At 32.4% G+C, this 26,086-nt stretch carries 23 protein-coding genes; 17 read left to right on the forward strand and 6 right to left on the reverse strand.

Annotation, left to right across the window (positions count from 1 at the left end; genetic code table 11):
- The first annotated feature begins 107 nt into the window (after positions 1 to 107).
- Positions 108 to 365 carry a hypothetical protein gene (locus tag CPJCM30710_RS05205; RefSeq protein WP_212903119.1) on the forward strand — a complete coding sequence of 86 codons (258 nt, stop codon included), beginning with the start codon at positions 108 to 110 and terminating at the stop codon, positions 363 to 365.
- Between the two features lie 167 nt (positions 366 to 532).
- Here CPJCM30710_RS05205 and CPJCM30710_RS05210 read toward each other — a convergent pair whose 3' ends face one another.
- Both CPJCM30710_RS05210 and CPJCM30710_RS05215 read right to left on the reverse strand, forming a co-directional pair.
- Positions 533 to 709 carry a hypothetical protein gene (locus tag CPJCM30710_RS05210; protein WP_212903120.1) on the reverse strand — a complete coding sequence of 59 codons (177 nt, stop codon included), beginning with the start codon at positions 707 to 709 and terminating at the stop codon, positions 533 to 535.
- A gap of 148 nt (positions 710 to 857) precedes the next feature.
- On the reverse strand, positions 858 to 2,252 hold the full coding sequence (locus tag CPJCM30710_RS05215; RefSeq protein ID WP_212903121.1) for an aminotransferase-like domain-containing protein: 1,395 nt from the start codon (positions 2,250 to 2,252) through the stop codon (positions 858 to 860).
- Positions 2,253 to 2,396: 144 nt separating this feature from the next.
- On the opposite strand from CPJCM30710_RS05215, the gene azlC reads away from it, so the two are divergent.
- Genes azlC through CPJCM30710_RS17780 form a run of 3 tightly spaced genes read left to right on the forward strand, consistent with a single transcriptional unit; the run spans position 2,397 to position 3,787 of the window.
- Complete coding sequence (gene azlC / locus CPJCM30710_RS05220; protein ID WP_212903122.1) at positions 2,397 to 3,107, forward strand: azaleucine resistance protein AzlC; 711 nt, start codon at positions 2,397 to 2,399, stop codon at positions 3,105 to 3,107.
- Positions 3,104 to 3,430: a branched-chain amino acid transporter permease gene (locus CPJCM30710_RS05225; protein WP_212903123.1), complete on the forward strand. Its 327-nt coding sequence runs from the start codon at positions 3,104 to 3,106 to the stop codon at positions 3,428 to 3,430. The genes azlC and CPJCM30710_RS05225 overlap by 4 nt, the downstream gene beginning before the upstream one ends.
- A 24-nt stretch (positions 3,431 to 3,454) precedes the next feature.
- Positions 3,455 to 3,787, forward strand: coding sequence for an aldo/keto reductase (locus CPJCM30710_RS17780; protein WP_246503460.1), 333 nt, complete (start codon positions 3,455 to 3,457; stop codon positions 3,785 to 3,787).
- Positions 3,788 to 4,245: 458 nt separating this feature from the next.
- Here the strand turns inward: CPJCM30710_RS17780 and CPJCM30710_RS05235 are convergent, their stop codons facing one another.
- On the reverse strand, positions 4,246 to 4,386 hold the full coding sequence (locus tag CPJCM30710_RS05235; protein WP_212903124.1) for a hypothetical protein: 141 nt from the start codon (positions 4,384 to 4,386) through the stop codon (positions 4,246 to 4,248).
- Between the two features lie 549 nt (positions 4,387 to 4,935).
- Between CPJCM30710_RS05235 and CPJCM30710_RS05240 the strand changes: the two genes are divergently transcribed.
- From CPJCM30710_RS05240 to yedF, 10 genes are all read left to right on the forward strand, one after another.
- Positions 4,936 to 5,979 carry a DUF4434 domain-containing protein gene (locus CPJCM30710_RS05240; protein WP_212903125.1) on the forward strand — a complete coding sequence of 348 codons (1,044 nt, stop codon included), beginning with the start codon at positions 4,936 to 4,938 and terminating at the stop codon, positions 5,977 to 5,979.
- Between the two features lie 487 nt (positions 5,980 to 6,466).
- The gene (locus tag CPJCM30710_RS05245) at positions 6,467 to 8,008 is read left to right on the forward strand and encodes a hypothetical protein (protein ID WP_212903126.1); all 1,542 of its coding nucleotides are present in this window, start codon (positions 6,467 to 6,469) and stop codon (positions 8,006 to 8,008) included.
- Positions 8,009 to 8,485: 477 nt separating this feature from the next.
- A complete protein-coding gene (locus tag CPJCM30710_RS05250) occupies positions 8,486 to 8,638 on the forward strand; it encodes a MerR family DNA-binding transcriptional regulator (protein WP_281413957.1) in 153 nt (50 codons plus the stop codon).
- Positions 8,639 to 8,643: 5 nt separating this feature from the next.
- Complete coding sequence (locus tag CPJCM30710_RS05255) at positions 8,644 to 9,192, forward strand: cyclophilin-like fold protein (protein WP_246503461.1); 549 nt, start codon at positions 8,644 to 8,646, stop codon at positions 9,190 to 9,192.
- A 24-nt stretch (positions 9,193 to 9,216) separates the two neighbouring features.
- Positions 9,217 to 10,386, forward strand: coding sequence for an MFS transporter (locus tag CPJCM30710_RS05260; RefSeq protein WP_212903128.1), 1,170 nt, complete (start codon positions 9,217 to 9,219; stop codon positions 10,384 to 10,386).
- A 181-nt stretch (positions 10,387 to 10,567) separates the two neighbouring features.
- Entirely contained in the window at positions 10,568 to 10,969 is a 402-nt protein-coding gene (locus tag CPJCM30710_RS05265; protein ID WP_212903129.1) for a MerR family transcriptional regulator, read from the forward strand.
- 59 nt (positions 10,970 to 11,028) lie between these two features.
- Positions 11,029 to 12,789, forward strand: a complete 1,761-nt coding sequence (locus CPJCM30710_RS05270; RefSeq protein ID WP_212903130.1) for a 1-deoxy-D-xylulose-5-phosphate synthase — start codon at positions 11,029 to 11,031, stop codon at positions 12,787 to 12,789.
- Positions 12,790 to 12,899: 110 nt separating this feature from the next.
- The gene (locus CPJCM30710_RS05275; protein ID WP_246503462.1) at positions 12,900 to 13,328 is read left to right on the forward strand and encodes a DUF362 domain-containing protein; all 429 of its coding nucleotides are present in this window, start codon (positions 12,900 to 12,902) and stop codon (positions 13,326 to 13,328) included.
- A 283-nt stretch (positions 13,329 to 13,611) separates the two neighbouring features.
- On the forward strand, positions 13,612 to 14,766 hold the full coding sequence (locus CPJCM30710_RS05280) for an acyltransferase family protein (RefSeq protein WP_212903131.1): 1,155 nt from the start codon (positions 13,612 to 13,614) through the stop codon (positions 14,764 to 14,766).
- A gap of 258 nt (positions 14,767 to 15,024) precedes the next feature.
- Positions 15,025 to 15,621, forward strand: a complete 597-nt coding sequence (yedF, locus tag CPJCM30710_RS05285) for a sulfurtransferase-like selenium metabolism protein YedF (RefSeq protein ID WP_212903132.1) — start codon at positions 15,025 to 15,027, stop codon at positions 15,619 to 15,621.
- Between the two features lie 63 nt (positions 15,622 to 15,684).
- On the opposite strand, the gene selD is transcribed toward yedF, so the two are convergent.
- A complete protein-coding gene (gene selD / locus CPJCM30710_RS05290; protein WP_212903133.1) occupies positions 15,685 to 16,722 on the reverse strand; it encodes a selenide, water dikinase SelD in 1,038 nt (345 codons plus the stop codon).
- Positions 16,723 to 16,997: 275 nt separating this feature from the next.
- Between selD and mnmH the strand changes: the two genes are divergently transcribed.
- A complete protein-coding gene (mnmH, locus tag CPJCM30710_RS05295) occupies positions 16,998 to 18,104 on the forward strand; it encodes a tRNA 2-selenouridine(34) synthase MnmH (RefSeq protein ID WP_212903134.1) in 1,107 nt (368 codons plus the stop codon).
- A 362-nt stretch (positions 18,105 to 18,466) separates the two neighbouring features.
- Positions 18,467 to 22,822, forward strand: coding sequence for a DNA polymerase III subunit alpha (polC, locus tag CPJCM30710_RS05300; RefSeq protein WP_212903135.1), 4,356 nt, complete (start codon positions 18,467 to 18,469; stop codon positions 22,820 to 22,822).
- 160 nt (positions 22,823 to 22,982) lie between these two features.
- On the opposite strand, the gene CPJCM30710_RS05305 is transcribed toward polC, so the two are convergent.
- Entirely contained in the window at positions 22,983 to 23,954 is a 972-nt protein-coding gene (locus CPJCM30710_RS05305; RefSeq protein WP_212903136.1) for a sugar ABC transporter substrate-binding protein, read from the reverse strand.
- Positions 23,955 to 24,338: 384 nt separating this feature from the next.
- Positions 24,339 to 25,103 (reverse strand): DeoR/GlpR family DNA-binding transcription regulator, encoded by a 765-nt coding sequence (locus tag CPJCM30710_RS05310; protein ID WP_212903137.1) that lies wholly within the window; start codon positions 25,101 to 25,103, stop codon positions 24,339 to 24,341.
- Between the two features lie 163 nt (positions 25,104 to 25,266).
- On the opposite strand from CPJCM30710_RS05310, the gene CPJCM30710_RS05315 reads away from it, so the two are divergent.
- Positions 25,267 to 26,052: an HAD family hydrolase gene (locus CPJCM30710_RS05315; RefSeq protein ID WP_212903138.1), complete on the forward strand. Its 786-nt coding sequence runs from the start codon at positions 25,267 to 25,269 to the stop codon at positions 26,050 to 26,052.
- Positions 26,053 to 26,086 lie beyond the last annotated feature (34 nt).

The following is a 26,086-nucleotide window of genomic DNA, read 5'->3' on the forward strand; positions in this document are numbered from 1 at the left end:
TAAAGAATATCTTTGTTATATCTTTTAATTAATTATTGAATTATATTTCTGCTAAGTTTTAAATTACTATAATTGAGTAAAAATATTTTAGTATGCTCTCTTCGAACATGAAAATTCTAGATATTTGGACACCAGTTACTTATCATCGTTATTGTAATGCTTATAAGGGATACAATCAGAGCTTTATGATTACTAAGCATAGTGCAAAGAATTCATATCTATCGGCAAACATCAAGGGAATTGATAATGTTGTTCTTGCAGGTCAATGGCTTAATCCACCTGGTGGACTACCAGGAGCAGCTATTCAGGGTAAATATTCTATTCAGAGAATCCTTAAGAAAGAGAAGCGAAGCATTAAGATATAAAAACAGATTACTAACATTTAACTACTTAACACATGAATATAGAATTATGTTACTGATATGCAGATGTAATGTTTAGATGAGCCCCCTATTAAAAGAAACACTTTACTCTAAGTTGATTAGAGTAAAGTGTTTTTATTGAATTTCAATAATAATATTTTAAATATTTACTAATCTTGATACCCTGATAATTGTTGCTGTGCAGCGTTTAGGGAATTTATTGCTTGTTGAATCTTGTTTTTGTTATCTGGTTTTTCTGCAGAATTAAGTGCTTGTTGTAATGTGTTAACAGTAGTTTGTACTGATGATATACTTTGGTCAACGTATTGTTTAGCTTTTCCTGGCATATGTTACACCTTCTTTAATAAATATTCATAAATAGTATTTGATGTAGATTTATCTAATATACATAATCATTTTTATACTAAAGTCAGTATAAAATAGAATACTAAAATATACATCCTTAATTATATTTAAAAATTACAGAAAGGTTGTTTATATTTGAAGATAGTTTGAGACAATTTGCAATCCATTTTTAAGTTCATCTAAATCCTTGGTTGAGGAAAGAGAAATCCTTAATCCAGGATTTTTTTTATCAGAAGAGGTAATAAAGCGATTAGAAGAAAATACCCTGACTCCGATAGCATTCAATTCATCCTCATATTTTGCAGCATTTATTCCAGTCTCAAGTGGAATATAACGAAAGAAACTTAAAGGATTCCCGAAAGAAGGTAAATGAGGAAAATAGGTAGAAAATATATGGTTTGCTTGTTTTGCTAATTCTATTTTTGTTTTACAGATTTCATTCGTTTTACCAGATAAAATAAGTCTGGTAATGATTTCTGCATCTAAGGACGAAGTTTTCACATTAATGTTATAAAGGGCATTCTGAATTCGCTTAGCCAAGGGTTCTCCATATACAATATAAGCTATACGTAATCCAGAACAAATCGATTTTCCAGTTCCACAAATGTATACACTCTGATCAGGAATGAGCTGATAAAGTGATCCATTATAATCGGTATTGATACCCGCTGATAAAAATGCCATGGTGTCATCTTCCAATAAAATCAGATTATGTTGCTTAATGATATTACTGATTTCTTGTTTGCGTTTATGTGACATTTCAATTGTTGTCGGATTGCTACAACAAGGCATCAGATAAATCCCCTTTATATCTGTCTTTTTACACTGATATTCTAAATCGGATGGCAACATTCCATTTTTATCCATAATAATAGGGATTAATTGAAGATGAAATAGTTTAGCTAACTCAATAAAGTTAGAATAGGTATAATAGTCGGTAGCAATACGGTCTCCTGGCTCAAATAGCGCAGATAGAGCAATTGCAATTGCATTCTGTGAACCAGAAACAAGTGAAATGTGATTTAAGTCTGCGTGTATCCCAAATTGGTTCATCCATGTTAGTCCTGCTTGCTTATGATGAACAAAACCGTCAGGGTGGTCATAGCCTAACAACCTATCCAGATTTGCCATATGCCCTACTTTTTTAATGGTGTCATTTATCATGTAATTCGTCTGTTCAAATGAATGCACCATTCCTAACTCAATGCATTGATTTTCCTCTTTGATAGCCGAAATCGTAATGAAATTAGCTGCATTTGGAGATACAAAGGTTCCACTTCCTGCAATGGTATAAATGAGTCCTTTCAATTCGCATAATTTATATGCTCTTGTAATAGTTGTAAAATTTAAATCTAGATAATCAGCAAGTTCTCTTTGAGGAGGCAATTTGGTATTCGGTGACAGATACCCATCTTTCATATCTTGTTCCAAAAGTTGTGCAATTGATTGATAGTAAGGGCGTTTAAGACGTGAACGGTCAGGTTTCCATCCCATAGGATAATTTTCAAATGAATTTACTGGCATAATAAGCATCCTCCATTTTTGAGAAAATTGTAATACATACAATTATATAGTTGATTGTATGTATTTGCGATGATAATATATTAGCTAAATGAGTTTGTTAAAGAAATGTGTATCAAAATATAACAATACAAAGGAATGAAATAAATGGAAAAGAAAATGGTTATTAAAAAAGCAGCAATTGCTGCATTCCCTCATACGGTGCCAATATTTGCAGGCTTTACTTTTTTAGGGATTGCGTATGGTATTTATATGCGTTCACTTGGCTTTTCAGCGGTTTATCCAAGTTTAATGAGCCTTACTATATTTGCAGGCTCAATGGAATTTGTAGCAGCCAATTTTTTGATTGGCGCCTTTCATCCGTTAAATGCTTTATTTTTAACGATTATGGTAAATGCAAGACATATTTTTTATGGAATCTCCATGTTGGATAAGTATAATAACACAGGAAAAAAGAAGTGGTATCTTATCTTTGGTATGTGCGATGAATCTTTTTCCATCAATTGTACAACGGATATCCCCGAAGGAATAGATAAGGGATGGTTTATGTTTTTTGTAACGCTATTTAATCATATGTATTGGTTTTTGGGGGCTACTATTGGAGGTGTCTTTGGCAATCTGATGCAATTCAGTACAGAGGGACTTGATTTTGTAATGACGGCTCTATTCATAGTTATTTTTATCAATCAGTGGCAGAAAGAAAAGATACACGATAGTACTGTATGTGGAATTGGACTTTCGGTAGCATGTCTGATGATATTTGGAGAAAGCAACTTTATTCTTGCATCCATGTTAGCAATTTTAATTATTCTTACGGTTTTAAGAAAATCTTTAGAGAAGAAGGTGGATGAAGCATGACATTGATACAACAAATTTTTATAATAGGAATGGTAGTGCTTGGAACGGTATTTACAAGAGTTATTGCATTTGCTGTTTTCCCGGCAGATAAGTCAACACCTGACTACATAAAATATTTAGGTAAAGTACTTCCTTCAGCAGTGCTTGGCATGCTAGTAATTTATTGTTATAAAGGCATAGATATTTCAGTTGGTAGCCATGGACTGCCTGAGCTTTCAGCAGGAATTGTTGTTGCTGTTTTGCAATTATGGAAAAAAAATATGTTTCTTTCAATTGCAGCAGGAACTATCTTTTATATGGTATTAGTACAGTTAATATTCTAAGATTTGAAAAGTATGTAGGAGCAGATGCATAAAGGTTCAAATGGTTCCGGCCTTTCCCGAAAAGCAATTATCAGTGAAATTGACAAAAGCCTGAAGCGCCTTGAAACAGATTATATAGATCTTTATCTGATTCATCGATGGGATTACAATACCCCGATCGAAGAAACCATGGAAGCATTGCATGATGTGGTAAAGGAAGGAAAGGCAAGATATATTGGTGCTTCTGCAATGTACGCATGGCAGTTCCAGAAGGCGTTATATGTAGCTGAAAAACATGGATGGACACGCTTTGTGCCAATGCAGGATCATTTAAACCTCTTATACCGTGAAGAGGAGAGAGATGCTGCCGCTTTGTAAGGCAGAAAAAATCGCTGTAACTCCATACAGCCCGCTTGCATCAGGAAGATTGACACGTGATTAGTCGGAAACAACGAAGCGTTATGAAACGGACCAAATTGCGAAAAGCAAATACGACGCGACTGTAGATGCTGATAAACTGGTTGTGGATCGTCTTGCCAAAATCGCGGAGAAACACTACTACCGATGTGGACATACTTCCAAATGGATGTACTGCTCCTATATGTTTGAGTAAACTTTCTTGATTATTTATACAAAATGTATGCGAAATGCAGGTCTTCCCATTGAAGTATTGATTGCTACTAATCTTTATATTTTAGTTATATAGATGTACCACTTCATAATGGAACTTATATTTGCAAATTTGCCTCTCAGAACTCATAGGCGTTTTGAAAATAGTTTTTGGATTGAAGTGGTACCTCTTTAATTCTTCTAATGGCTTATAATATTAATGTAGTTTAAATATTATCTTCAGGTGAATTATTAGCAGGTTTTCTAGCATCTTTATTCCAAATTATTTCTACTGGATCTGGATTGAAATCTTTACTTTTTAAATGATTTTTGTCAGTTGTCTTATCTACTTTATTTGATTTTTTCATGACTTAAAATACCTCCATTATTATTTTATATGGTTAAAACTTCTCCTTTTTTATTCTTTGATTATATCAATAAAGTATTCCTGTAAAATTTTTTAACCATCAGGGGTGTTATCAGGAACGGAGGACTGATTGCTACGCTAAAAAGATAAAAGAAGTATTTATCACGCCCCCCTTGAATTTAGGGGGGCGAACCTTCTAAGGTTGGCTTTTTTGTCATGTAAATAAAGCGATACCTCCAATTTTGCTAGATATCTCTATTGTTTATTTTCTTCAATTGGCACAAAAACTTGATTACACGTACTTCAAGCCCATTAGCAATAGCAAATAAAACATCTAATGAGTGTAAGCGTAAAATAAAACCAACCTTAAGGAATTAGTAGGTCTACTTTTACGCAAATCTTTACACAGCAAAATTGTAAGACGTAGTTATTTTTTTACTGTGGCTATAATAATTTTTGTTTAATTTAATATTATGGTAGTGAAAGAAGGAAAAAATAATATAGTTTAATTCATATATCTGAATTTGCTATATAAATGGAGGTGTTTCAAATGAATAATTACCTAATTATAGCCACAGCCTGTATAGTTGTTCTATTAATAATAGCAATATTAATTAAAAAGGAAACAAAAACAACTACAGCTGAAACTAACATTAAAATTAAACTTAAAACTCAAGTGAAGCCAGTGTTTAGTAGTTCATTTATACAATATTGGTTCGCTAAGAGTTGGGAGTATGATAGATGGATTAATGAGTTAACTATGCTTCAGAATATTGGAATTAGCGAAATAATACTTCAGGAAATAGCAGATACAAAAGATAAGTATGCAGTTTATCCTACAAAGATAGCAGAATATACGTATAATGATATAGATATGGTTGGAACAGTTCTAAAGGCGGCGGATTCTCTTGGAATGAAGGTTAGAATAGGATTAGGCTTTAATAAGCGTTGGTGGATAATGAATGCTTTTAGTCAGCGTTGGCTTAATTTTGAAGCACAAATTAATAAAACTATTGTAAGAGAGATAGTAGAAATGTATGGATCTCATAGCTCCTTTGAGGGATGGTATATTCCTCATGAATTTTACCAATTAACTGCGCCCACTAAAACTCAACAATCCTATTTGAATAGTTTTCTTAAGCAAATCACTTTTGAAATCAAGCAGAATAGTACCAAAGATATAATGATTGCTCCCTTTTATAAGGGAAAGTTTTCATTATTATGTTCATTATCAACCTGGTCCAAAATGGTTGAAAATATTTTAAATGGAACTGGAATAGATATTGTTGCATTACAAGATAGTATAGGTGCAGGCTTTAACAAAATGAAACTGTTAGATAGTTTATATTCATATACTAAAAAAGCGACAGATGCTTTAGGAATAAAGCTTTATGCGGATACAGAAACTTTTGTTGTTAAATCATCTAAATATATACCTGCATCACAAGATCAAATTTCGGAGCAGCTTTCTATAGAAAGTAAGTATGTGCAAGGGTTCGTAGCATTTAGTATTAATCATTATCAAAATAGAAATATTGTGGGGCAGGAAGATAATTATAATGATTATTATAATTATTATTTAGCTAATAAGTAAAACTAAGATAGGTTCTTGTAAAGTGGTTAAGCAAACCCCCTTTATTTTAGGGGAGACATCTTTACGGAAAATCAATGTTAATGCGTATCAGTATCGTTCTTCTATCAAAACATACATGAAGTGTGTCGTTAAGATAGATGTTGAATTAACTAACTTCTCATTATTCATATAATGGGAAGTTGTCAAAAGCAATAAGAGTAATTATGTTAGTGAATATAGTACTCATTAGGTGAAGTCACACCAACAATGAATCACCAATATGTTTCCACAGATATCTCATGTAGAGTGTGTTGTAAGAATTTATAAGTTGTAGGATTTCTACAACTTTTTTTAATCTTCTAAAAATTTAATTCATTTACAATTTTAAAATGCATATATAGACAAGGTTCAAACTTTATGTTAGAATTACCCTGTAATGAGTTAATTAATACTACAATTAACGCTATTTTATATCATGTACTACTATTTTATATCATGAGGAGGAACTATGGAACAATTAGTCGAACAAATTGTAAATGTACAAATGCTTAACCAGCTTTGGCTGACGCTATTATTGTTAATTCCTATCGTGTTAATTGCTCGTACTGTTGTTGCTGGAACGAGATATTCACCAATACTAATCATAGTAATTTTCGGATTAAGTATGGGATTAGCTCTTGTTAAAGGTAACGTTGCTACACCAGGTTTACGTGAGTTTCCAATTGTAGACCTAATGAGTAAAGTAACAATAACGGCATTAATTGCATCTTTCTTTGTTGGAGGACAAGAACTTAAGAAAATATTAACTAATCAAAAGTTAGAAAGTGAAGACATGATTGTACCTTCAGATGAGGAAATTATTCTTGGTACTAAGCGTACACAACTTGTATTTATTATAAGATCTTTCTTTATACTAATTGGTATCGAAGGTATTAAGAGAATAATTTTAGGTGTACCATCAGGTGATCAACTTGCTAAGTTTTATCCAATTATCGCTTATATCGGTATAGCTGGATCAATAATCCTAATTGATTATAAAGCTACAATAAATAATAAATCGAAATATATTAGAAAAGGCATATATGAAATATTTGCTATTATTCTTATATTGATTGTTTCAGCTAATATAGCATTATGGGTTAAGCCAATTATAGCATTACCACAAATTTTCTTTGCTATGATTATATCTGCTGGTTTAGGTGCTATACTATCTGATTGGAAATTTGGACCAACCCTTAGATCATTACTTTTTGCTGGAATTCCAGTTGTGTTAGCTGCAAACTTTATGGTTGGTGGTTCACAAATTCTTGAAGCATTTAAATTAACAGAAATGAAGCCAGTTTTAGCCTTTGGCCTTTTTGGTCAGGTATTCTGGATGTTCGGTGGTTTAACAGTACTTATTCTACTTGGTAAAGCTAATCATGTACGTAATCTTGCACCAGGCGTAGCAGGATCGCTTTCACACTCTGGATTAACTGGAGCATGTACTGCAGGTGATTTAGGACCAGATGCAGCGTCAAGAGCACCAATTATGATAAATATTCCTTTCTTTGGACATATATTTGTATTCTCTATACTAGCAGCTAGTGCAGCACGTGGATCCTTATTAGTTGGATGGATTTTACCGCTTGTAGCTTTTGGTATTGTACTAACAGCAATATCATTAAAAACACTTAGAAATGCAAAGGGTGAAGAGTCTGCTGAAGTTAAAGGATTAATGCAATATTCATTTGGTATGCAAGTTATTGCTGTTTTTGGAAGCTTCCTAATGTTACACTTTAGTGGTATGCCTATAAATGATGCAGCTATGGCCACTTCATCAGGAATTTCTCACTTTGGATTGTTTGCAGCAGTTCAAGGAGGTATGTTTGGAGCTCAAGCTGCGGCTATGATACCTTTTATATTTGCTATGCCGTTTTTAGTACATCCATTTGTTTTTGGTATATTTGGTAAGGCTGTTGAAAATGATGGAGTAATGCCAGCCAAAGTTGTATATACTTTAGGAGCTGTTGGTGTAATAGGTGTGTTATCTGCACTAATATTATTTTAATAGTATAGAAAAATGTAGTTATTAAATAGAAAACATTTTCCGATTTTTGGAGGTTGCTTTTGGTTTTAGGCTATGTTTAAAAATACTGTTGATATAATACCCTTTTTAAAGGAACCTCTTTTGAGGTTCTTTTTATTTTTGCCCAAGAGGAAAGTAAGAACGTAAGCGATAATCTAAAGTGAAGGGCAAGAAAGAAGTTTGAGCAAGTTATACACCTAATATAGATAAATGATAATTATAGTGGAAAGCTTATACTTTCTTCAAAATTTCAAAATAGTCCTTTGGTGAATGGATTTTGCATTCCCAGCAATAAGAATTTAAAGGATAAATACAGGTTATCTTTTTAATGATTTTTAGGGTGATTTTTTTAAAATAATATATTGACATAAAGTTAACTTTACCCTTTATGATAGGGTTATCGGTACAATTAATTATAATTAATGATCACCCAGTGAAGAAAGGGATACTTTATGAATTATAAGAGTTAGACAGGTTGCAGAGAAAATGGGAGTTACGGGTTCGACTCTGCGTTACTACGATAAAGAACAGCTTCTACCATTTGCGGATAAGAAGCCAGAAATTTTTTCTGCCATTTTGAGTATGGTATTAAATCTTTTGTTAGGGAGGTAAACAAGATGAAAAAAATATTATCGGCGGTTCTTGTATTTATAATGCTTTTCTCACTTGCAGCTTGTGGACGTAACAGTAATTCTAATGAAAGTAGTACTTCAACGGAAGCTGAAAAAGATTCGGATAGCGGAAATAAAATACCCGAAAACACAGTTTCAAAAGAAACACCTTCGACAGGTAAAGGTGATTCTGTGCAGGATGCTAAAATCAAGCTAAAGTTTGGCAATGAAGAAGTTATCGCCAAGATGTATGATAACCCTACCAGCAGGGATTTATTTGCACAACTACCGCTTACTATAACTTTTGAAGATTATGCAGGCTTAGAGAAAATCGGCTACCCTCCTAAAGCATTGACAAGAGAAGGTGCACCTTCCGGTGCTGATCCTAAGCTAGGTGATCTAGCACTATATTCGCCATGGGGAAATCTTGTCATTTATTATGGAGACAACAAGTATGCCGATGGAGTGGTTATTCTTGGACATATTGAATCTGGTTCAGAAAAGTTTGCTAAAATGGATCAAAAATTTACTCTTACGATTGAAAGAATGGATTGATTACAGAAAGAGAGGTACATTTTTATGACTAAACAAAATAATTTACTCATAGCTATATTGACTTTAGGAGTTTTTGCAATCATAAATACTGAAATGGGTGTTATTGGGATATTGCCTTTAATTGCTGATAATTTTCACATCAGTATATCTAAAGCAGGACTTCTAGTGAGTTTATTTGCACTTGCTGTTGCTATATCTGGGCCCATTATGCCACTATTATTTTCAGGTATAAATCGTAAGAAGGTAATGTTATTTGTTCTTGGTATTTTCCTTTTGGGTAACATTGTTTCAGTATTTACATCAAGCTTTACAGTTTTATTAATCGCTCGTGTGATCCCAGGATTTTTTCATCCAATTTATTGTTCATTGGCTTTTACAGCAGCCTCTGCTTCAGTAAGCGAGGAAGAAGCTCCAAAGGCTGTTGCTAAGGTAATTATGGGAGTATCTGCAGGTATGGTACTTGGTGTACCGATTACTAGTTTTATAGCCAGTGTAACTTCATTAGGAATGGCAATGTCATTTTTTGCTGTCGTAAATGCTATAGCATTCATTGTTACATTTTTATTTGTACCATCTATGCCTGTTAATGAAAGACTTTCTTACGGAGTACAATTAAGCGTATTAAAAAAATCAATTCTCTGGCTTTCTATTATCGCTGTCATTTTAATGAATGGAGCAGTATTCGGGGTTTATACTTACCTTGCGGAGTATCTTAAAATCGTAACAAATGTTCCAGAGAAAATAATTAGTGTAATGTTACTAATATACGGTGTGGCAAATATTATTGGAAACATTGTGGCAGGAAAGTTACTAAGTAAAAATGCCATAAAATTTGTAGTATCTTTTCTTTTCGCATTAGGAGTAGTTTATATCATATTATTCTTAATTGGCCAGTTCACAGTACCGATGGCTTTAATTACCTTGGTTTGGGGAATATTAGGTGGTGCAGGAGCTAATATTAATCAATATTGGATTACGTCCGCAGCTCCGGAGGCTCCTGATTTCGCTAATGGATTATTTTTAACCTCTGCTAATTTAGGAACAACAATTGGTACAAGTGTATGTGGATTATTTATATCAGGGATAGGTACACAATATATAGTATTAGGTGGATTGCTATTTTTGATATTAAGCATAGTATCGGTTTTACTAAGAGTCTACACGTTTAGTCCTACAAAATCACTTTTTAATTAAAGTATTTATAGGTATTATAGATGAAATATAGAGATAATGTACGAAAAAGAAAAGTGGAATCTAGTAGCTTTATTTTTTGAAAAATAAGGTATTGACATAAAGTTAACTTTACCCTTTATGATAGGGTTATCGGTACAATTAATTATGATTAATAATCACTCAGTGAAGAAAGGAGAGCTTTATGACTTATACGATTAGACAGGTTGCAGAGAAGATGGGGGTTACGGTTCCGACTCTGCGTTACTACGATAAAGAAGGGCTTTTGCCATTTGTGGATAAGAAGCCTGATGGAACTAGGGTTTTCAAGGATGAAGATTTTCAGGGACTGGCTATCATAACATGTATGAAAAATTCTGGAACGCCAATAAAGGACATAAAGAGGTATATGGATTTGTGTACAGAGGGTGATAGTACGCTTAAGGAACGGTTGGAAATTTTTCTTGAAAGAAAGGAAGCTGTTCAAAAGCAGATGGAGGAATTAAATAAGGTTATGGAAACCATCAACCATAAGATATGGTATTATGAGACAGCAATTGAGGCTGGGACAGAAGCAGTCCATAAGCAAAACAAAGAGCATGAGTAAGGCGATGAAGTTAGAAAGAATGTTTGCAGTAAAATAAATGAATTTTAGGAGGATGAAATATGTATTTAGAAAAAATAAATTCACCAGAAGACGTAAAAAAATTATCAGTAGATGAAATGAAAGATTTGAGTGCAGAAATCCGTCAGGTACTGCTTAAGAAATTAAGTGAGCATGGCGGACATATTGGTCCTAATCTTGGAATTGTGGAACTGACTGTTGCATTGCATTATGTATTTAACTCACCAAAGGATAAGATTGTTTATGATGTTTCTCATCAGAGCTATGTTCATAAAATTCTTACTGGAAGAAAAGAGGCATTTATCAATTCTGAAAAATATGATGAGGTTTCTGGTTATTCCAATCCAGAAGAAAGCAAGCATGACTTTTTTAACATCGGACATACTTCAACATCCATAAGTCTTGCCTGCGGTCTTGCTAAAGCAAGAGACTTAAAAGATGAGAAGGATAATGTAATTGCTATCATTGGAGATGGTTCACTAAGTGGTGGAGAAGCATATGAAGGACTGAATAATGCTGCGGAAGCAGGAACAAACATGATTGTTATTGTAAATGATAATGATATGTCTATTGCAGAAAATCATGGTGGTTTATATAAAAACCTTAAGGAACTTCGAGATACAGAAGGCAGATGCCAATGTAACTTCTTTAAGGCAATAGGATTTGATTACCATTATGTAAAAGATGGTCATGATTTTGAGCAGTTAATCAGCATATTTAACAAAGTTAAGGATACAGAACATCCAGTAGTTGTTCATATTCATACAATTAAAGGAAAAGGTTTCGAATTTGCTGAAGAGAATAAGGAACAATGGCACTGGGGGATGCCTTTTGTATTAGAGACAGGAGAATCAAAGTTCTCTATGGGTGATGCAGAGGATTATGGAGATTTGACTGGAAAATATCTGTTAGATATGATGAAACAAGATCCGAAAGTGGTTGCTATTACATCAGGAACTCCAGCAGTGCTTGGTTTTGGCCCAGAAAGAAGAAAAGAAGCTGGCAAACAGTTTGTGGATGTTGGTATTGCAGAAGAACATGCAGTTGCTTTAGCTTCAGGAATTGCAGCAAATGGTGGAAATCCAGTTTACGGAGTATACAGTACATTTCTTCAGAGAACATACGACCAGCTTTCACAAGATCTTTGCATAAATAATAATCCAGCAGTAATACTGGTATATTTAGCATCTGTTTATGGAATGAATGATGTAACACATCTTGGATTATATGATATTGGCATGATGAGTAACATTCCAAATATGGTATATCTTGCTCCAACATGTAAGGAAGAATATTTTGAGATGCTTAAGTGGGGAATGAATCAACAAGATCATCCAGTAGCTATCCGTGTTCCAGCAATGGGGGTAATCAAAAGTGGAGTTGAAGATAAGACAGATTACTCTAAATTGAATAAATATCAGGTGACAAAAGCAGGAAAAGATGTTGCAGTGATTGCACTTGGAGATTTCTATCAGCTTGGTCAGGCAGTTGTCACAAAGCTTTCAAATGAAAACGGCATTGAGGCTACTCTAATTAATCCAAAGTATATTACAGGTGTAGATGAAGAAGTACTGGAAAGCTTGAAAAAAGAACATAAGCTTGTAATTACTCTTGAAGATGGCATTTTAGATGGTGGTTTTGGTGAAAAGATTGCAAGATATTATGGTCCTTCTGACATGAAGGTGTTAAACTATGGTATCAAAAAGGAATTACTAGATCGTTATGTTCCAGAGGAACTTATGAAAAAAAATAGACTTACAGATGTTCAGATGGTAGAAGATATCATGAGTATCATCAAGTGAAACAATGGGAGGGCTGTTTACAGCGAATCCTTGTGAAATGAGTCATGAGGAATGTGTAGAGATTTTTAGAAAATCATATAAATAAGTTAGTGGAAATGGAAGGTACTAACATGAGTAAAGTGTATTTTATTAAAAATTCAGAATCTGATTATGACCAGCTTGGAAAAGATGTCTTGGAGCTATTGAAAAAAGTAGTATCAGAAACTGGACACCAGTTTGAAAAAGAAGTACCTATAAAGGTTCACTTTGGTGAAAAGGGAAACAAAACCTTTATTCCAGCAAAATGTTACGAAGAAACTATAAATTATCTGAAAGAAAAGGGAGTATCTCCATCTTATATCGAAACCAATGTACTGTATAGGGGATCAAGGACTACCACAGAGCTTCATATTCAAACAGCAAAATCTCATGGCTTCACACAGATTCCAATAATAATAGCAGACGGAGACATTGGAACAGAGTACGATGAAATAGAAATAAATAAAGAGTATATCAAGAAATGCAAAAATATAAAAAGTGAGGATGAAGTTAACTGTTGATTTTAGTTATTAATCTATACTACAATGTCTAGTACTATCTCGTTTTTCACATAATCTTCACACAAGTTTGTCATATAGTTGACATATAGATGGATTAATATATATACATAGTAAGTTTTTTTCATACATTTTTCCTATAAAAATAGCTAATAATTAATTTTGCTAGCTGTTTTTATTATGTATATGGTTAAACATCATATTGAAGGTTATAGGCTTAAGGCCGGTACCCTTAAATTGGAGATTAATTTAAATTATAAGAAAATAATTAATAGGAGGCCATTTAATGAATAAGAGAATAGGGTATTTAGACATTGCAAAAGGTATTTTAATAATAACTGTTATATTATCCCATAGTCCTTGGCCTTTTGCACAGTATATGTATTGGTTTCATATGCCTGCATTTTTCATAGTAAGTGGATTACTATATAGAGATGGAGTTGATTTTAAAAAACAATTCTTAAAATTTTATATACCATATTTCAGTTTCTCAGCAATAGATATATTATTTAACTTTATAATGTCTCCAGATACAGCTTCTGTAGGAAACTTTTTATCATCCTTTAACAATTATATTTATGGTGGAAAAGCTGTATGGGGTGTATTTTGGTTTATTCCAGTACTATTAATAAGTAAATTTTTATTTAGTAAATTAAAGAGTAACTTTAAAACACCATATGTTTTATTAATAATCGCTCTTGGATATATTGCCGTTCATGTATATTCAATAAAGGTTATACCTAATCTTATAACTGATATAAATGAGCAATATTGGTTGCCATTAGATATAGACGTAGTTCCTTTGGCATTAACGTATTATGCTATAGGCTTTTATTCAAAAAATATTTTAAGTTATTTAGTAACAAAGTCTTCGCTGATTATTAGTGGAATTACTTGTCTGTTGTTAATTTATATGAACACCTCTTATGGAATATATTTCTATATGAATATGAAGGACTCCTATTACAAGGCAATAGGCTGGGATTTAGTTTTCCCACTATGTTTCACTATATTTATACTTGCTTTAAGCAACAATTTAGTTAAAGGCTCACTTATAAGTTTTTTAAATTATTGTGGTGCAAACTCATTAATTATTATGTATCTTCATAGGCCAATAGGAAATTTACTATTAAGTATAGTTCCTTCAGTGGGATGGATAGGTTTTACATTAAGCGGACTATTAGTATCCCTAGCATTCAATTTTATAATAAGTAAATCATTCTTTACTAGAACTTTGTTTAAAGGAATACTACCAAAATACAGACTGCAGTTATCAACGAAAACTAGAGGATTTGGAGCAATTAGCATAGAGCATTTAGAGCAGAAAGGTAATAATGGATTTAAAACAAATCTTGATGCATTAGCTACTCCTGGAACTATAACTTCAGCGCAGAAAACTGCTGTAATAAATGTATTAACTACTTCTACAAATAATAATTAAAAGAATTATAGATAATTGATAATAAGCCTTTCTAAGGGCTTATTTTTTTACTCTTTAGATTGAAGCACTAAAATTATAAGAGAATGACTTTATTTAATTGTAAAAGAGAAAGAAGATACAAAGTTGATAGAGGGCAATAATGGCGTCAGCATATTATAAATACAAAAAAGAAAGTTTAAGTTTAAACCTTAATATAACCCAATAAGATTTTAGTGTATAATTAGTGTAAAAAATAATATTTCTTGAAAGGTGATTAAGATGAGTAAAAATATAGATGCAAGAGGAAAAAATTGCCCTATGCCGGTAATAATGGCAAAGAAAGAAATTGAACAAGGAGGAAAGTTCTTTACAGTTCAAGTTGATAATAAAATTGCAGTAGAAAACTTAAGGAAATTTGCTAACAGTCAAGGTTATGAGGTTAGCATAGAGCAAGCTAATGGTGATTTTAACGTAAAGTTTTCTAATGGTTGTGAAGAATGTGAAGAGATATTAGCTAAGGTAGAAAATAGAAAACCCCTTGAAAATTGGTGTGTTTTTGTAAATAAAAATACAATTGGAGTTGGAGATGAGGAACTTGGACAATCCTTGATGAAGATGTTCTTATATACAATATCAGAATCAAGTAGTTATCCAAAGTCAATTTTATTTATGAATGATGGAGTAAAGGTTCCAACATTAAATAAACAGGCTATTGAACATTTAAAGAAACTAGAAGAAATAGGAGTTGAATTATTAGTTTGTGGAGCTTGCCTTAATTTCTATGGATTACAAGAAAAGCTTTCTGTAGGGAAGGTAAGTAATATGTATGAAATTGTTGAGGTTATGAAGTCAGCTGCTAAGGTAATTACACTTTAAATTTAAGATTTAGAATTGAAAATTAAGAAAGGAGGCAGCTACATAAGAGTTACCTCCCTTACTTTATTTTATAATAATAGAAGAGTCCTTTTTATCAGTTACCTCACCTATAATTCTTGTCCATGGAGTATAGCATTCCATTCTAGATAAGTATTCATTAGCATCCTTCTCTGGCATAGATAGTAGTAGGCCGCCAGATGTTTGAGGATCAAGTAGTACATCATGCATTTCTTGAGGAACATTAGTTGAATATCTAAAAATATCCTTTAAATAATCTTGATTATTGTACATTCCTTCCGGAATAATTCCCATCTTTGCATATTCTAAAGCCTTTGGAAGTATTGGCACGTTATCACTAAAAATTTCTATAGATTTATCACTTCCACTAGCCATTTCATATCCATGGCCAATTAAGCTAAAACCTGTAATATCAGTACATGCATTTATTTTTAAGTTTGCAAAGGATTCTTTAGCATATCTGTTTAATTCAGTCATTATTTTAGTAACTTCTTTTATCTCAGCAGAGGTTAATAGCTCAGCTTTAGCCGCAGTATTTAAAATACCAATACCAAGTGGCTTAGTTAAAACAAGTACATCACCTGTTTTAGCATTACTATTAGTAAGAATTTCATTAGGATGCGCAAAGCCAGTAACACAAAGTCCATATTTAGGAGTAGGGTCTGCAATAGTATGTCCTCCAGCAATAATTGCACCAGCTTCTTGAACCTTACTATATCCTCCAGATAAGATATCATGCATTATTGATGGATCTAAGCAAGATGGAAAGCATAATAAATTCATTGCAATAGCTGGGTTTCCTCCCATAGCATATATATCACTTAAAGCATTTGTAGCAGCTATTTGTCCAAAAGTATAAGGATCATCTACCATAGGTGGGAAAAAATCAACGGTTTGTATTACTACTTTATCATCAGATACCTTGTAAACAAGAGCATCATCCTTTTTATCAAAGCCTACTAATAGGTTAGAATCCTCAAATTTAGGTAAGTTTTTAAGAACAGAATCCAAAACACTAGGTCCTATCTTAGCAGCACAACCTGAAGTTTTAGTAAGTGCAGTTAGTTTTATATTAGTATTCATTATATTATCCTCCAGTTCTGGTTAAGTATATGTAATTTAAATCTTTTATTTTAATTAATTATAAATTCAAATAATTGTCAATAATGAAGATAGTAAATTAGAACATATGTATTAATTATTATAAAGGTAAAAGGATAATTACAGTAGTATAAATACATAAAAGCTTACAAAACTTTCTGTAGTACCACGTAATAATCATTTATTTTTTTACAAAGAAAATATATAATTTGTAGTGATTAAAATAATATAAAAAAGATGAAATAGAAGGGTAATAAATGAAGAACTTAAGAATAACAAATGATTTTAAAAGTATAGTATTAAATGATACAAAGTTAATAGATGTTAGAGCTCCGATTGAATACGAAAAAGGAGCAATGTTAAACTCAATAAATTTACCTATATTATCTAATGAAGAGAGACATATTATAGGTATATGCTATAAAGAAAAAGGTAATGAGGAAGCTACAAAGCTTGGATATAAGCTTGTATCTGGAAGTGTAAAAGAAGAAAGAGTAAATTCATGGGTAAAACATTTTAGGGAAAATCCTAATACTATGATTTGTTGCTTTAGAGGGGGTTCCCGTTCAACTATAGCACAGGCTTGGATATATGAAGCAACAGGTCAAGATATAGTAAAGATAGATGGTGGATATAAGGCATTTCGTAATTATCTTATAAACTCATTAGAGCCTGAAAATATTAAATCAAGGCCTTTAGTTCTAACTGGATATACAGGTTCAGGTAAAACAAGAGTATTAAATAAACTAAAGAATTCTATAGATCTAGAGGGAATTGCACATCATAGAGGCTCTACCTTTGGTCATTTTATTACACCACAACCATCACAAACAAACTTTGAAAATAACTTAGCCTATAGCTTAATCAAGCATGAGGATAAAAATTATAAATATATGATTTTAGAAGATGAAAGTAAAAACATTGGGAAGAGCTTCATACCAAACGGTTTTTATAATCATTTTCACAGTGGGGATGCAATATTCTTAGATGCTACTGTAGAAGAAAGAGTGGAAAATATATTAGAAGAATATGTGATAAATGATCAAAGAGATCATATTGAAGCACTAAAATATAGAGATTTAGCATTAGAATCTTGGTTAAATGATATGGTAGCTAGTATAGAAAGAGTTAAAGGTAGGCTTGGTGGAGACAGGATGAAAGTAATAATAGAAGAGCTTAAACTAGCTTATAAAACTCAAACAGAAACTAATAGCATTGATAGGCACAGAAATTGGATAGAACTATTTTTAACTAATTATTATGATCCTATGTATAAGCATTCTATAGATAAATCTAATAAAAATGTAATATTTAAAGGTAATAGTAGAGAAGTATTAGAGTATATAGAAGAATTAGAAAGATAAATAAAAAAACTCACCTTTTATTACAATAGAAGTGTTCAAGCTACTATCATAATAGAAAGTTGAAATTTAAATTATTATAGATATAGTGTATATGGGAAAATCTAAACTTTTTTACTTGCGATGCGGGGAACCTTATAACAAATAACGGTGATTATCCTGAAAACTGTTGATACGTATGGTTTTAAAATAGATATTAGTATTCTAAAGCGAATTATAATCTGAGTAAATTTTAAGATGCATATTAAATTAAAATATAGTAATGTATTGAATGAAAGGTTACATTTATTCTACATGACAAAATATAAGACTTTTTATATAATAGTAAAGTACTAAAAATTTTAGAGAGAGGGTTAAAGAATACCGTGAAAAGAATAAATGAAATTTTTAGTGATTATGAAGCAAGTGGCAACATAAAAAGTGCCATTGTAGAATCAATAATCTTAATGAAAAAAAGCAAGCGTCTAGAGATAAAAATTAGCTCAGACCAATATATTGAAATAAGAGAATTTGCAGGTCTTAATAGGTTTATTAAAAAAAGATTTGCTTTAGAAGATTCTATAATTACTGTAAAGTATGCTGATGGAACAGATAAAAAGCCTATAGAAGAGGAAATTACAAATATTGTACTATTTATGGCAGATAAATCCCCTGTTTTAAAAGCAGCGATAAATAATTGTGATTATGAAGTAAATGGAAATACCATAAATTTTAATTTTAAAGCAGCGATATCAGGTTTTTTAAAAACTCTGAATTATGATAAGCAAATTCATGATGCAATAAAAACTCTCTATGGGGCTAGATATAATATCAATTTTGTTGATAACATAAGCCAAGAAGAATTAATCATTCAAGAAGAAGAACGTCAACAAGAAATTATTGATATTACAAAGGAAATTAAGGCTGTTAAAGTTTATAATGCTCCTACAGAACCATCAGTTTCTACAGATAATAAATTTGACACAAAATTAGAAGGTGATGGTAAAAAGGTTGATCCATCCTTGATATTAGGCAGAAACGCTAAGATTAAGGAACCAGTAATAAAAATTAATGATATTACACCGGATGAAGGCAGGGTAGCTTTAGAGGGTGAAATATCTAATATGGAAACAAGGGAATTAAAGAGTGGAAAAACATTAGTTTCCTTTGATTTATATGATGGTTCAAACTCCATGACCTGTAAGTCTTTCTTAAAGCCTGGTGATAGTGATGAGGTGTTACCTAGGCTGAAAAAGGTTAAAGGTGTTAAGGTTGTAGGAAATGTAGGTTTCAGCCAATTTTCCGGAGAAGTTGAGATGATTGCAAATACTATAATAGAAACTGAAGGGGTAAAGAAGGTAAAGAGACAGGATAATGCACCGGTTAAGAGAGTAGAGCTTCACATGCATACCCAAATGAGTCAGATGGATGCTATGACCAGTGCAACTGATTTAATTAAAAGAGCCATGAGCTGGGGGATGAAAGCTATCGCCATAACGGATCATGGTGTGGTTCAGTCTTTTCCTGAGGCTCATAAGCTCCTTGGAAGAGATAACCCTGATATGAAGGTTTTGTATGGAGTAGAGGCATATTTGGCACCAGACAAAAAGCCTTCTGTTACAAATCCTAAGGGTCAAAGTATCGATACCACTTACTGTGTGCTGGATTTAGAAACTACAGGTTTTTCACCAGTAACGGAGAAAATTACTGAAATAGGAATCATGAAAGTTCAGGATGGAAAGGTAATAGATAAATTCAGCTGCTTTGTGAATCCTGAAAAACCAATTCCAGCAAGGGTTATAGAGGTTACTAATATTACCGATGATATGGTAGCTGATGCAGAAACCATTGATAAGGTATTTCCTAAATTGCTAGATTTTATTGAAGGCAGTGTATTGGTTGCTCATAATGCGGGATTTGATGTGGGCTTCTTAAAACATAATGCTAAGGTTTTAGGTTATGACTTCGATTTTACTTATTTGGATACCTTATCCTTAGCACAAGAGATTTTCCCTGATTTTAAAACATATAAGCTAGGAAGAATTGCAAAACACCTTGGTATAAAGGTGGAAGTTGCACATAGAGCCTTAGATGACGTGGATACCACTGTTAAGGTTTTTAATATAATGCTGGAAAAGCTTAAGGAAAGAGGGGCAAAAACCCTTGAAGACATAGAAATATATGGTTCTGATGAGGCATCTAAAAAGGAAGAATATAAAAAGCTTAAAACTTATCATGCAATAATATTTGCAAAGAATTATGAAGGTTTAAAGAATTTATATAGGCTTGTATCTTATTCAAGTTTAGATTATTTTTATAAAAAACCTCGTATTTTAAAGAGCATGTTTAAAAAGTATTCTGAAGGTTTAATTCTCGGCAGTGCCTGCAGTGAAGGAGAGTTGTACCAGTCAATACTCTTAGGAAAATCTGATGAGGAAATTGAAGCAATTGCAGAAGAATATGATTATTTAGAAATCCAGCCTCTAGGAAATAATGATTATTTAGTAAGAAAAGAGCAGGTACCAAATAAAGAATACCTAAAAGAAATTAATAGAAAAATTGTACGCCTTGGAGAGAAACTAGGAAAGCCTGTAGTTGCCACTGGGGATGTTCATTTCATGGATCCTGAGGATGAGATATACAGACGTATACTAGAGGCAGGACAGGGATTTAAGGATGCAGATGATCAGGCTCCATTATATTTAAGAACCACTGAGGAGATGCTTAGTGAGTTTGCCTATTTAGGAAAAGAAAAAGCCTATGAGGTAGTAGTAACAAATACTAATTTAATAGCAGATATGTGTGAGCAAATCAGTCCTATTTCACCAGTTAAGGCAACACCACATATAGATGGCTGTGAGCAGACTATTAAGGATATCACATTTGGTAAAGCTCATGAGCTATATGGAGATCCACTTCCTGAACTTATTCAGGCAAGACTAGACAGAGAGCTGGATTCTATTATAAAAAATGGTTTCTCAGTAATGTATATTATTGCTCAAAAGCTGGTGTGGAAATCAAATGAGGATGGTTATTTGGTTGGTTCCAGAGGATCTGTTGGTTCCTCTGTTGTTGCCTATATGACTGGTATTACAGAAGTAAATGCTCTGCCTCCTCATTATAGGTGTCCTAAGTGCAAACACTCTGATTTTACAGAATATGGTTGCAAGCTGGGCTTTGACTTACCAGATAAAAATTGCCCTGTTTGTGGAGAACCTTTAGCTAAGGATGGAATAGATATACCTTTTGAAACCTTCCTAGGTTTTAATGGAGATAAGGAGCCAGATATAGACTTAAACTTCTCTGGAGAATATCAGGCAAAGGCTCACAGATATACAGAGGTTATCTTTGGAAAGGGCACCACTTTTAAAGCAGGAACCATTGGTACCATAGCAGAAAAAACAGCCTTTGGTTACGTGAAAAAGTATTTTGAAGAAAAAGGGATCTCAGTAAATAAGGCAGAGACCCTAAGAATTTCAAAGGGTTGTACAGGTATAAAAAGAACTTCAGGTCAGCATCCAGGTGGAATCATAGTTGTGCCTAAGGGTAGAGAAATATTTGAATTCTGTCCAGTACAGCATCCTGCTGATGACCCTGATTCAGATATTATAACAACACATTTTGACTATCACTCTATTGACCAGAACTTATTGAAGCTTGATATACTGGGTCATGACGACCCTACAGTTATAAGAATGCTTCAGGATTTAACTGGAGTGGATCCTCAAACTATACCTATGGATGATAAGGATACTATGTCTATATTTTCATCTACACAAGCATTGGGAGTAACACCACAGCAGATAAATTCTAAAGTAGGAACCTTTGGTATTCCAGAGTTTGGTACCAAGTTCGTAAGAGGAATGCTTTTAGATACAATGCCAAAAACCTTTATGGATTTAATATGTATATCTGGACTTTCTCATGGTACTGACGTATGGCTTGGAAATGCAAAGGACTTAATTGACACAGGAATTATTACCAGTATCAGTGAAGCAGTTTGTACCAGAGATGATATCATGGTTTATCTTATTAAAATGGGTCTGCCTCCAAATACAGCCTTTAAGATAATGGAAACAGTCCGTAAAGGAAAAGCATTGAAAGATGCAAAATTTCCAGAGTATGAGGAGTTAATGAGAGAACATCAGGTACCAGAGTGGTACATTGAATCCTGTAAAAAGATTAAATACATGTTCCCTAAGGCCCACGCTGCAGCTTATGTAATGATGGCCTTCAGAATAGCCTGGTTTAAGGTTCACATACCAAAAGCATATTACACAGCATACTTTTCTATCAGAGCAAAAGCCTTTGACGCAGAATTTATGATCTTCGGAAAAGAAAAAGTTAAAGCAAAGATGAAGGAAATTGAAAGCATGGGTATGCAAGCACCACCTAAAGATAAGGATTTGTACGATGACCTAGAACTAGTTTTGGAAATGTACGAAAGAGGAATCAAGTTCCTTTCTATTGATTTATATAAGTCTCATGCAACAAAATTCATTATGGAAGAGGATGGCATAAGACCACCTATAAATAGTATAGCTGGTATGGGAAATGTGGCTGCAGAAGGAATATACAATGCAATACAAGATATAGTGCAAGAAGGAAACTCTTTAGGATCTATAGAAGAGCTAAAGAAACGTGCTAAAGTAGGGAATGCCGCTATAGATTCACTTAGAAAGTTTGGATGTTTAAATGGTCTTCCTGAAAAGGATCAATTTAGCTTTTTTGATGTAATTTAATCGTTAAATGTATTATGTGAGGCGAAAGTGCCAGGTAAATATTAAATTATAGAAATTTAAATATAAATTATATAATTGAAAACTCTTACCCTAGTAATATGGGTAAGAGTTTTTTTACTCTATATGATTGAAGTCAAGAAAAACTACTGATTAGTTACTATTACCTTTTATAAACTTCTTCTTTCTTGTAATATCCACTGTCTATAATAACCTTATCTACATTAGTCTTATCTATAGCTATTGGTGTAAGAAGAATTGAAGATACATTTGTTACCCTACCATTTATATCTATCCCTGCTCCCGAAGCTAATTTTATTGCAGAATCTATAGCAGTCCTACTTAATTCTCTAGAATCTTTCAATACTGTCATCGATTGAGTTCCTTGAACTATCCTTTGAATAGCACTTAAATCTCCATCCATCCCTGTTACTACAACCTTACCTGCTAAACCTTGTGCTGCCAATGCTTGAATTGCAGCACCTGCTGTAGCGTCATTTGGTGCTAATATAGCATCAATTTTGTTTTTATTGGCAATTAAAGCATCCTTCACTATATTAAAAGCATTCTTTGGCTCCCAGTTATCCACTGCTTTATCTGCAACTATCTTTATATCCCCGGTAGCAACTAATGGTTGTATATATTCCATTGCACCTTCTTTCATAAATCTAGAATTGTCATCCTTGGGGTCTCCTGACATAATGATATAATTTCCTTTAGGAACACTACGCACAAGAAACCGTCCTTGAAGTTCTCCAATTCGTATGTTATTAAAAGCAATATATAAATCTAAATCAATAGCGTATATAGATCTATCATAAGCTATTACCTTGATTCCTGCCTTATGAGCCTTTTCAACCAGTGGTGCTGTAGCTACTGAATCTGTGGGAGCTAAAATTAATATATCTATACCTTGTGATATTAGATTTTCTACTTGTGAAGCTTGCTTGGCTACATCAGTATCGGCATTTTCTATCTTTAGGGTCACTCCTTTTTCTTTAGCGTAATTTTCCATAGTCGCCCTATCCCTAACCCATTTATATTCCCTTTGGGTGGGAAAAGATACGCCTATTACTAAGTCCTTTTCAGCATAATATACTGGTACAAAAAAAACATCTGGTACTGATATATACATACTTACCTCCTATTAACTATTCATATAATAATTAATATATTCAGGTTATTTACACTTATTTCCATTTGATTTATATTATAATATTTCTTGTTGTGTGAATAAAAATCTAGCTTTAAATAATTCATAATTTTTATGAATTGTGACACTGTACACTGACAATATTGAAATTATATATCTAGCTATGAACTTCTTATTATCCATATTATAAGAAGCATAGCTAAAAAAGAGCTTATTTAATCATAGGCTCTTTTTTTAACGTAATGTATGAGGAATTTATAGAATTTTTAAAGATTGAATGGCTGACTAAATCTAGATTTAGGAGTGTTATTGTATAGAGATGAAAAAAATCGAGAAAAATCACCCAGAAGCAAGCATATCACAGCTTTAAATTAAATTTACATCGTATTGTTTAAGTAAAGTTATTACAGCATTATTGGGTGCAGTTTCTGTAATAATACTATGAAAATCTGTTATATTTGAAAAGGTGAAGATTCCATCTAGACTGAATCTCTCATTTGGTGCCATTAGATATAATTCTTTAGATATACTCATGATTGCTTTTTTAGTACCTGCGTCCTCAGATATACCAGAACTAATACTTCCATCTCTAAGATCTATTCCACTACATCCTATAAATGACTTATTACAACGATAAAGTTTAATTTGTTCAATAGAATGAGAACCTATATTTCCACCTACAAAAGGATTGTAATCTCCGCCTATAAAAATAACATGAGTTTTTAAATCCAGGTGAAGCAGTGATGATATTTCAACCATGTTTGTTATTAAAGTGATATTTTTATTATTTTGTATAAGCAGCTTTGTAAGGAGATAGGAAATACTTGATGCATCTAAAAAGATTGTATCACCATCTTTAATTAGCTCATATGCTTTTTTTGCAATGATTTCTTTTAAATCTGTATTCTTTTCAATTCTCTTGAAGAAACGCTCAGCATTTACTATAGTACGTTTTATGTTAATAGCACCACCGTAAGTGCGTTGCAATAAGTAATTTTTCTCTAAAACCCGAAGATCTTTTCGAATCATACTTTCACTTACTTTAAATTGTGCACTTAAATCCTTTACTAATACTTTTCCGTCTCTTTCTAATAGATCTAAGATATGTTTATGTCTTTCTTCGATAAACATAGTTTCCTCCAATTTATTCTCATTTAATTCTATTTTAGTAATTATAATACTAAAATTCAATTAAATCAATTGACGATTAGGAATAAATGGAATAAAATGATATTAAATAGTAATAAATTACATTAAATGAGAATAAATTGTTAGGAGGGGGAGAGAGGAATTTATGAAAAAGGCAGTATTTTTTGATATAGATGGAACTTTAATAGACTGTTTAAATGGAATAACAGATATTACTCCTAGAGTAAAAAAGGCTATACGTGCATTGCAAGCAAAGGGGAATTATGTTTTTATTGCAACCGGCAGACCGTATGCTTTTCTAAATGAAGCTATACGTAATTTTGGGTTTGATGGTTTTGTACTTACCAACGGAGCATATGTAAAAGTCAAAGACGAATGTATATATAAAGAGTCTATTAAGAAAGATTCTATAAAAGAGTTGGTATATAATTTTGAACAGCGTAAAATTCAATATATATTACAGGGTGAAACATACTCCTATATTAAAGATGAATATAAAGAATTACATTTATTCTATGATTCTTATAGTATACCTAAAAAATATTTAGAAGGTAATTATAATCTTGAAGAAGTAGACATATATAAAATCGAAATGCTATGTAATGATAAAAAAGGAATAGATTATTGTTTATCCTTAGGAAATGGTGATTATGATTATCTTCATAATATAGAAAAAGGTTCTTTTGAATTATATTCAAAAACAAATACAAAAGCTTCAGGAATATTAAAAGTACTGGATTGTTTAAATATTCCCTTAGAAAATAGTTATGCTTTTGGTGATGGGAAAAATGATATAGAGATGTTATCTTCAGTAGGATGTGGAATAGCTATGGGAAATGCTGATGATTATGTCAAAAGTTATGCTAAAAAAGTTACAGATACAGTACAAAATGATGGAGTAGCTTTAGAAATAGAAAAGTTTATTTTGTAAATTTAACAAATATCATGTGACAGTTTTAAATATT

The organism is Clostridium polyendosporum (assembly GCF_018332455.1).
GTDB lineage: Bacteria > Bacillota > Clostridia > Clostridiales > Clostridiaceae > Clostridium_AY > Clostridium_AY polyendosporum.

What these genes read in the sequence shown, in the direction of transcription:
- CPJCM30710_RS05205 (WP_212903119.1), top strand. Translation starts at nt 108, where the DNA reads ATGAAAATTCTAGATATTTGGACACCAGTTACTTATCATCGTTATTGT.
- CPJCM30710_RS05210 (WP_212903120.1), bottom strand. Translation starts at nt 709, where the DNA reads ATGCCAGGAAAAGCTAAACAATACGTTGACCAAAGTATATCATCAGTA.
- CPJCM30710_RS05215 (WP_212903121.1), bottom strand. Translation starts at nt 2,252, where the DNA reads ATGCCAGTAAATTCATTTGAAAATTATCCTATGGGATGGAAACCTGAC.
- azlC (WP_212903122.1), top strand. Translation starts at nt 2,397, where the DNA reads ATGGAAAAGAAAATGGTTATTAAAAAAGCAGCAATTGCTGCATTCCCT.
- CPJCM30710_RS05225 (WP_212903123.1), top strand. Translation starts at nt 3,104, where the DNA reads ATGACATTGATACAACAAATTTTTATAATAGGAATGGTAGTGCTTGGA.
- CPJCM30710_RS17780 (WP_246503460.1), top strand. Translation starts at nt 3,455, where the DNA reads ATGCATAAAGGTTCAAATGGTTCCGGCCTTTCCCGAAAAGCAATTATC.
- CPJCM30710_RS05235 (WP_212903124.1), bottom strand. Translation starts at nt 4,386, where the DNA reads ATGAAAAAATCAAATAAAGTAGATAAGACAACTGACAAAAATCATTTA.
- CPJCM30710_RS05240 (WP_212903125.1), top strand. Translation starts at nt 4,936, where the DNA reads ATGAATAATTACCTAATTATAGCCACAGCCTGTATAGTTGTTCTATTA.
- CPJCM30710_RS05245 (WP_212903126.1), top strand. Translation starts at nt 6,467, where the DNA reads ATGGAACAATTAGTCGAACAAATTGTAAATGTACAAATGCTTAACCAG.
- CPJCM30710_RS05255 (WP_246503461.1), top strand. Translation starts at nt 8,644, where the DNA reads ATGAAAAAAATATTATCGGCGGTTCTTGTATTTATAATGCTTTTCTCA.
- CPJCM30710_RS05260 (WP_212903128.1), top strand. Translation starts at nt 9,217, where the DNA reads ATGACTAAACAAAATAATTTACTCATAGCTATATTGACTTTAGGAGTT.
- CPJCM30710_RS05265 (WP_212903129.1), top strand. Translation starts at nt 10,568, where the DNA reads ATGACTTATACGATTAGACAGGTTGCAGAGAAGATGGGGGTTACGGTT.
- CPJCM30710_RS05270 (WP_212903130.1), top strand. Translation starts at nt 11,029, where the DNA reads ATGTATTTAGAAAAAATAAATTCACCAGAAGACGTAAAAAAATTATCA.
- CPJCM30710_RS05275 (WP_246503462.1), top strand. Translation starts at nt 12,900, where the DNA reads ATGAGTAAAGTGTATTTTATTAAAAATTCAGAATCTGATTATGACCAG.
- CPJCM30710_RS05280 (WP_212903131.1), top strand. Translation starts at nt 13,612, where the DNA reads ATGAATAAGAGAATAGGGTATTTAGACATTGCAAAAGGTATTTTAATA.
- yedF (WP_212903132.1), top strand. Translation starts at nt 15,025, where the DNA reads ATGAGTAAAAATATAGATGCAAGAGGAAAAAATTGCCCTATGCCGGTA.
- selD (WP_212903133.1), bottom strand. Translation starts at nt 16,722, where the DNA reads ATGAATACTAATATAAAACTAACTGCACTTACTAAAACTTCAGGTTGT.
- mnmH (WP_212903134.1), top strand. Translation starts at nt 16,998, where the DNA reads ATGAAGAACTTAAGAATAACAAATGATTTTAAAAGTATAGTATTAAAT.
- CPJCM30710_RS05305 (WP_212903136.1), bottom strand. Translation starts at nt 23,954, where the DNA reads ATGTATATATCAGTACCAGATGTTTTTTTTGTACCAGTATATTATGCT.
- CPJCM30710_RS05310 (WP_212903137.1), bottom strand. Translation starts at nt 25,103, where the DNA reads ATGTTTATCGAAGAAAGACATAAACATATCTTAGATCTATTAGAAAGA.
- CPJCM30710_RS05315 (WP_212903138.1), top strand. Translation starts at nt 25,267, where the DNA reads ATGAAAAAGGCAGTATTTTTTGATATAGATGGAACTTTAATAGACTGT.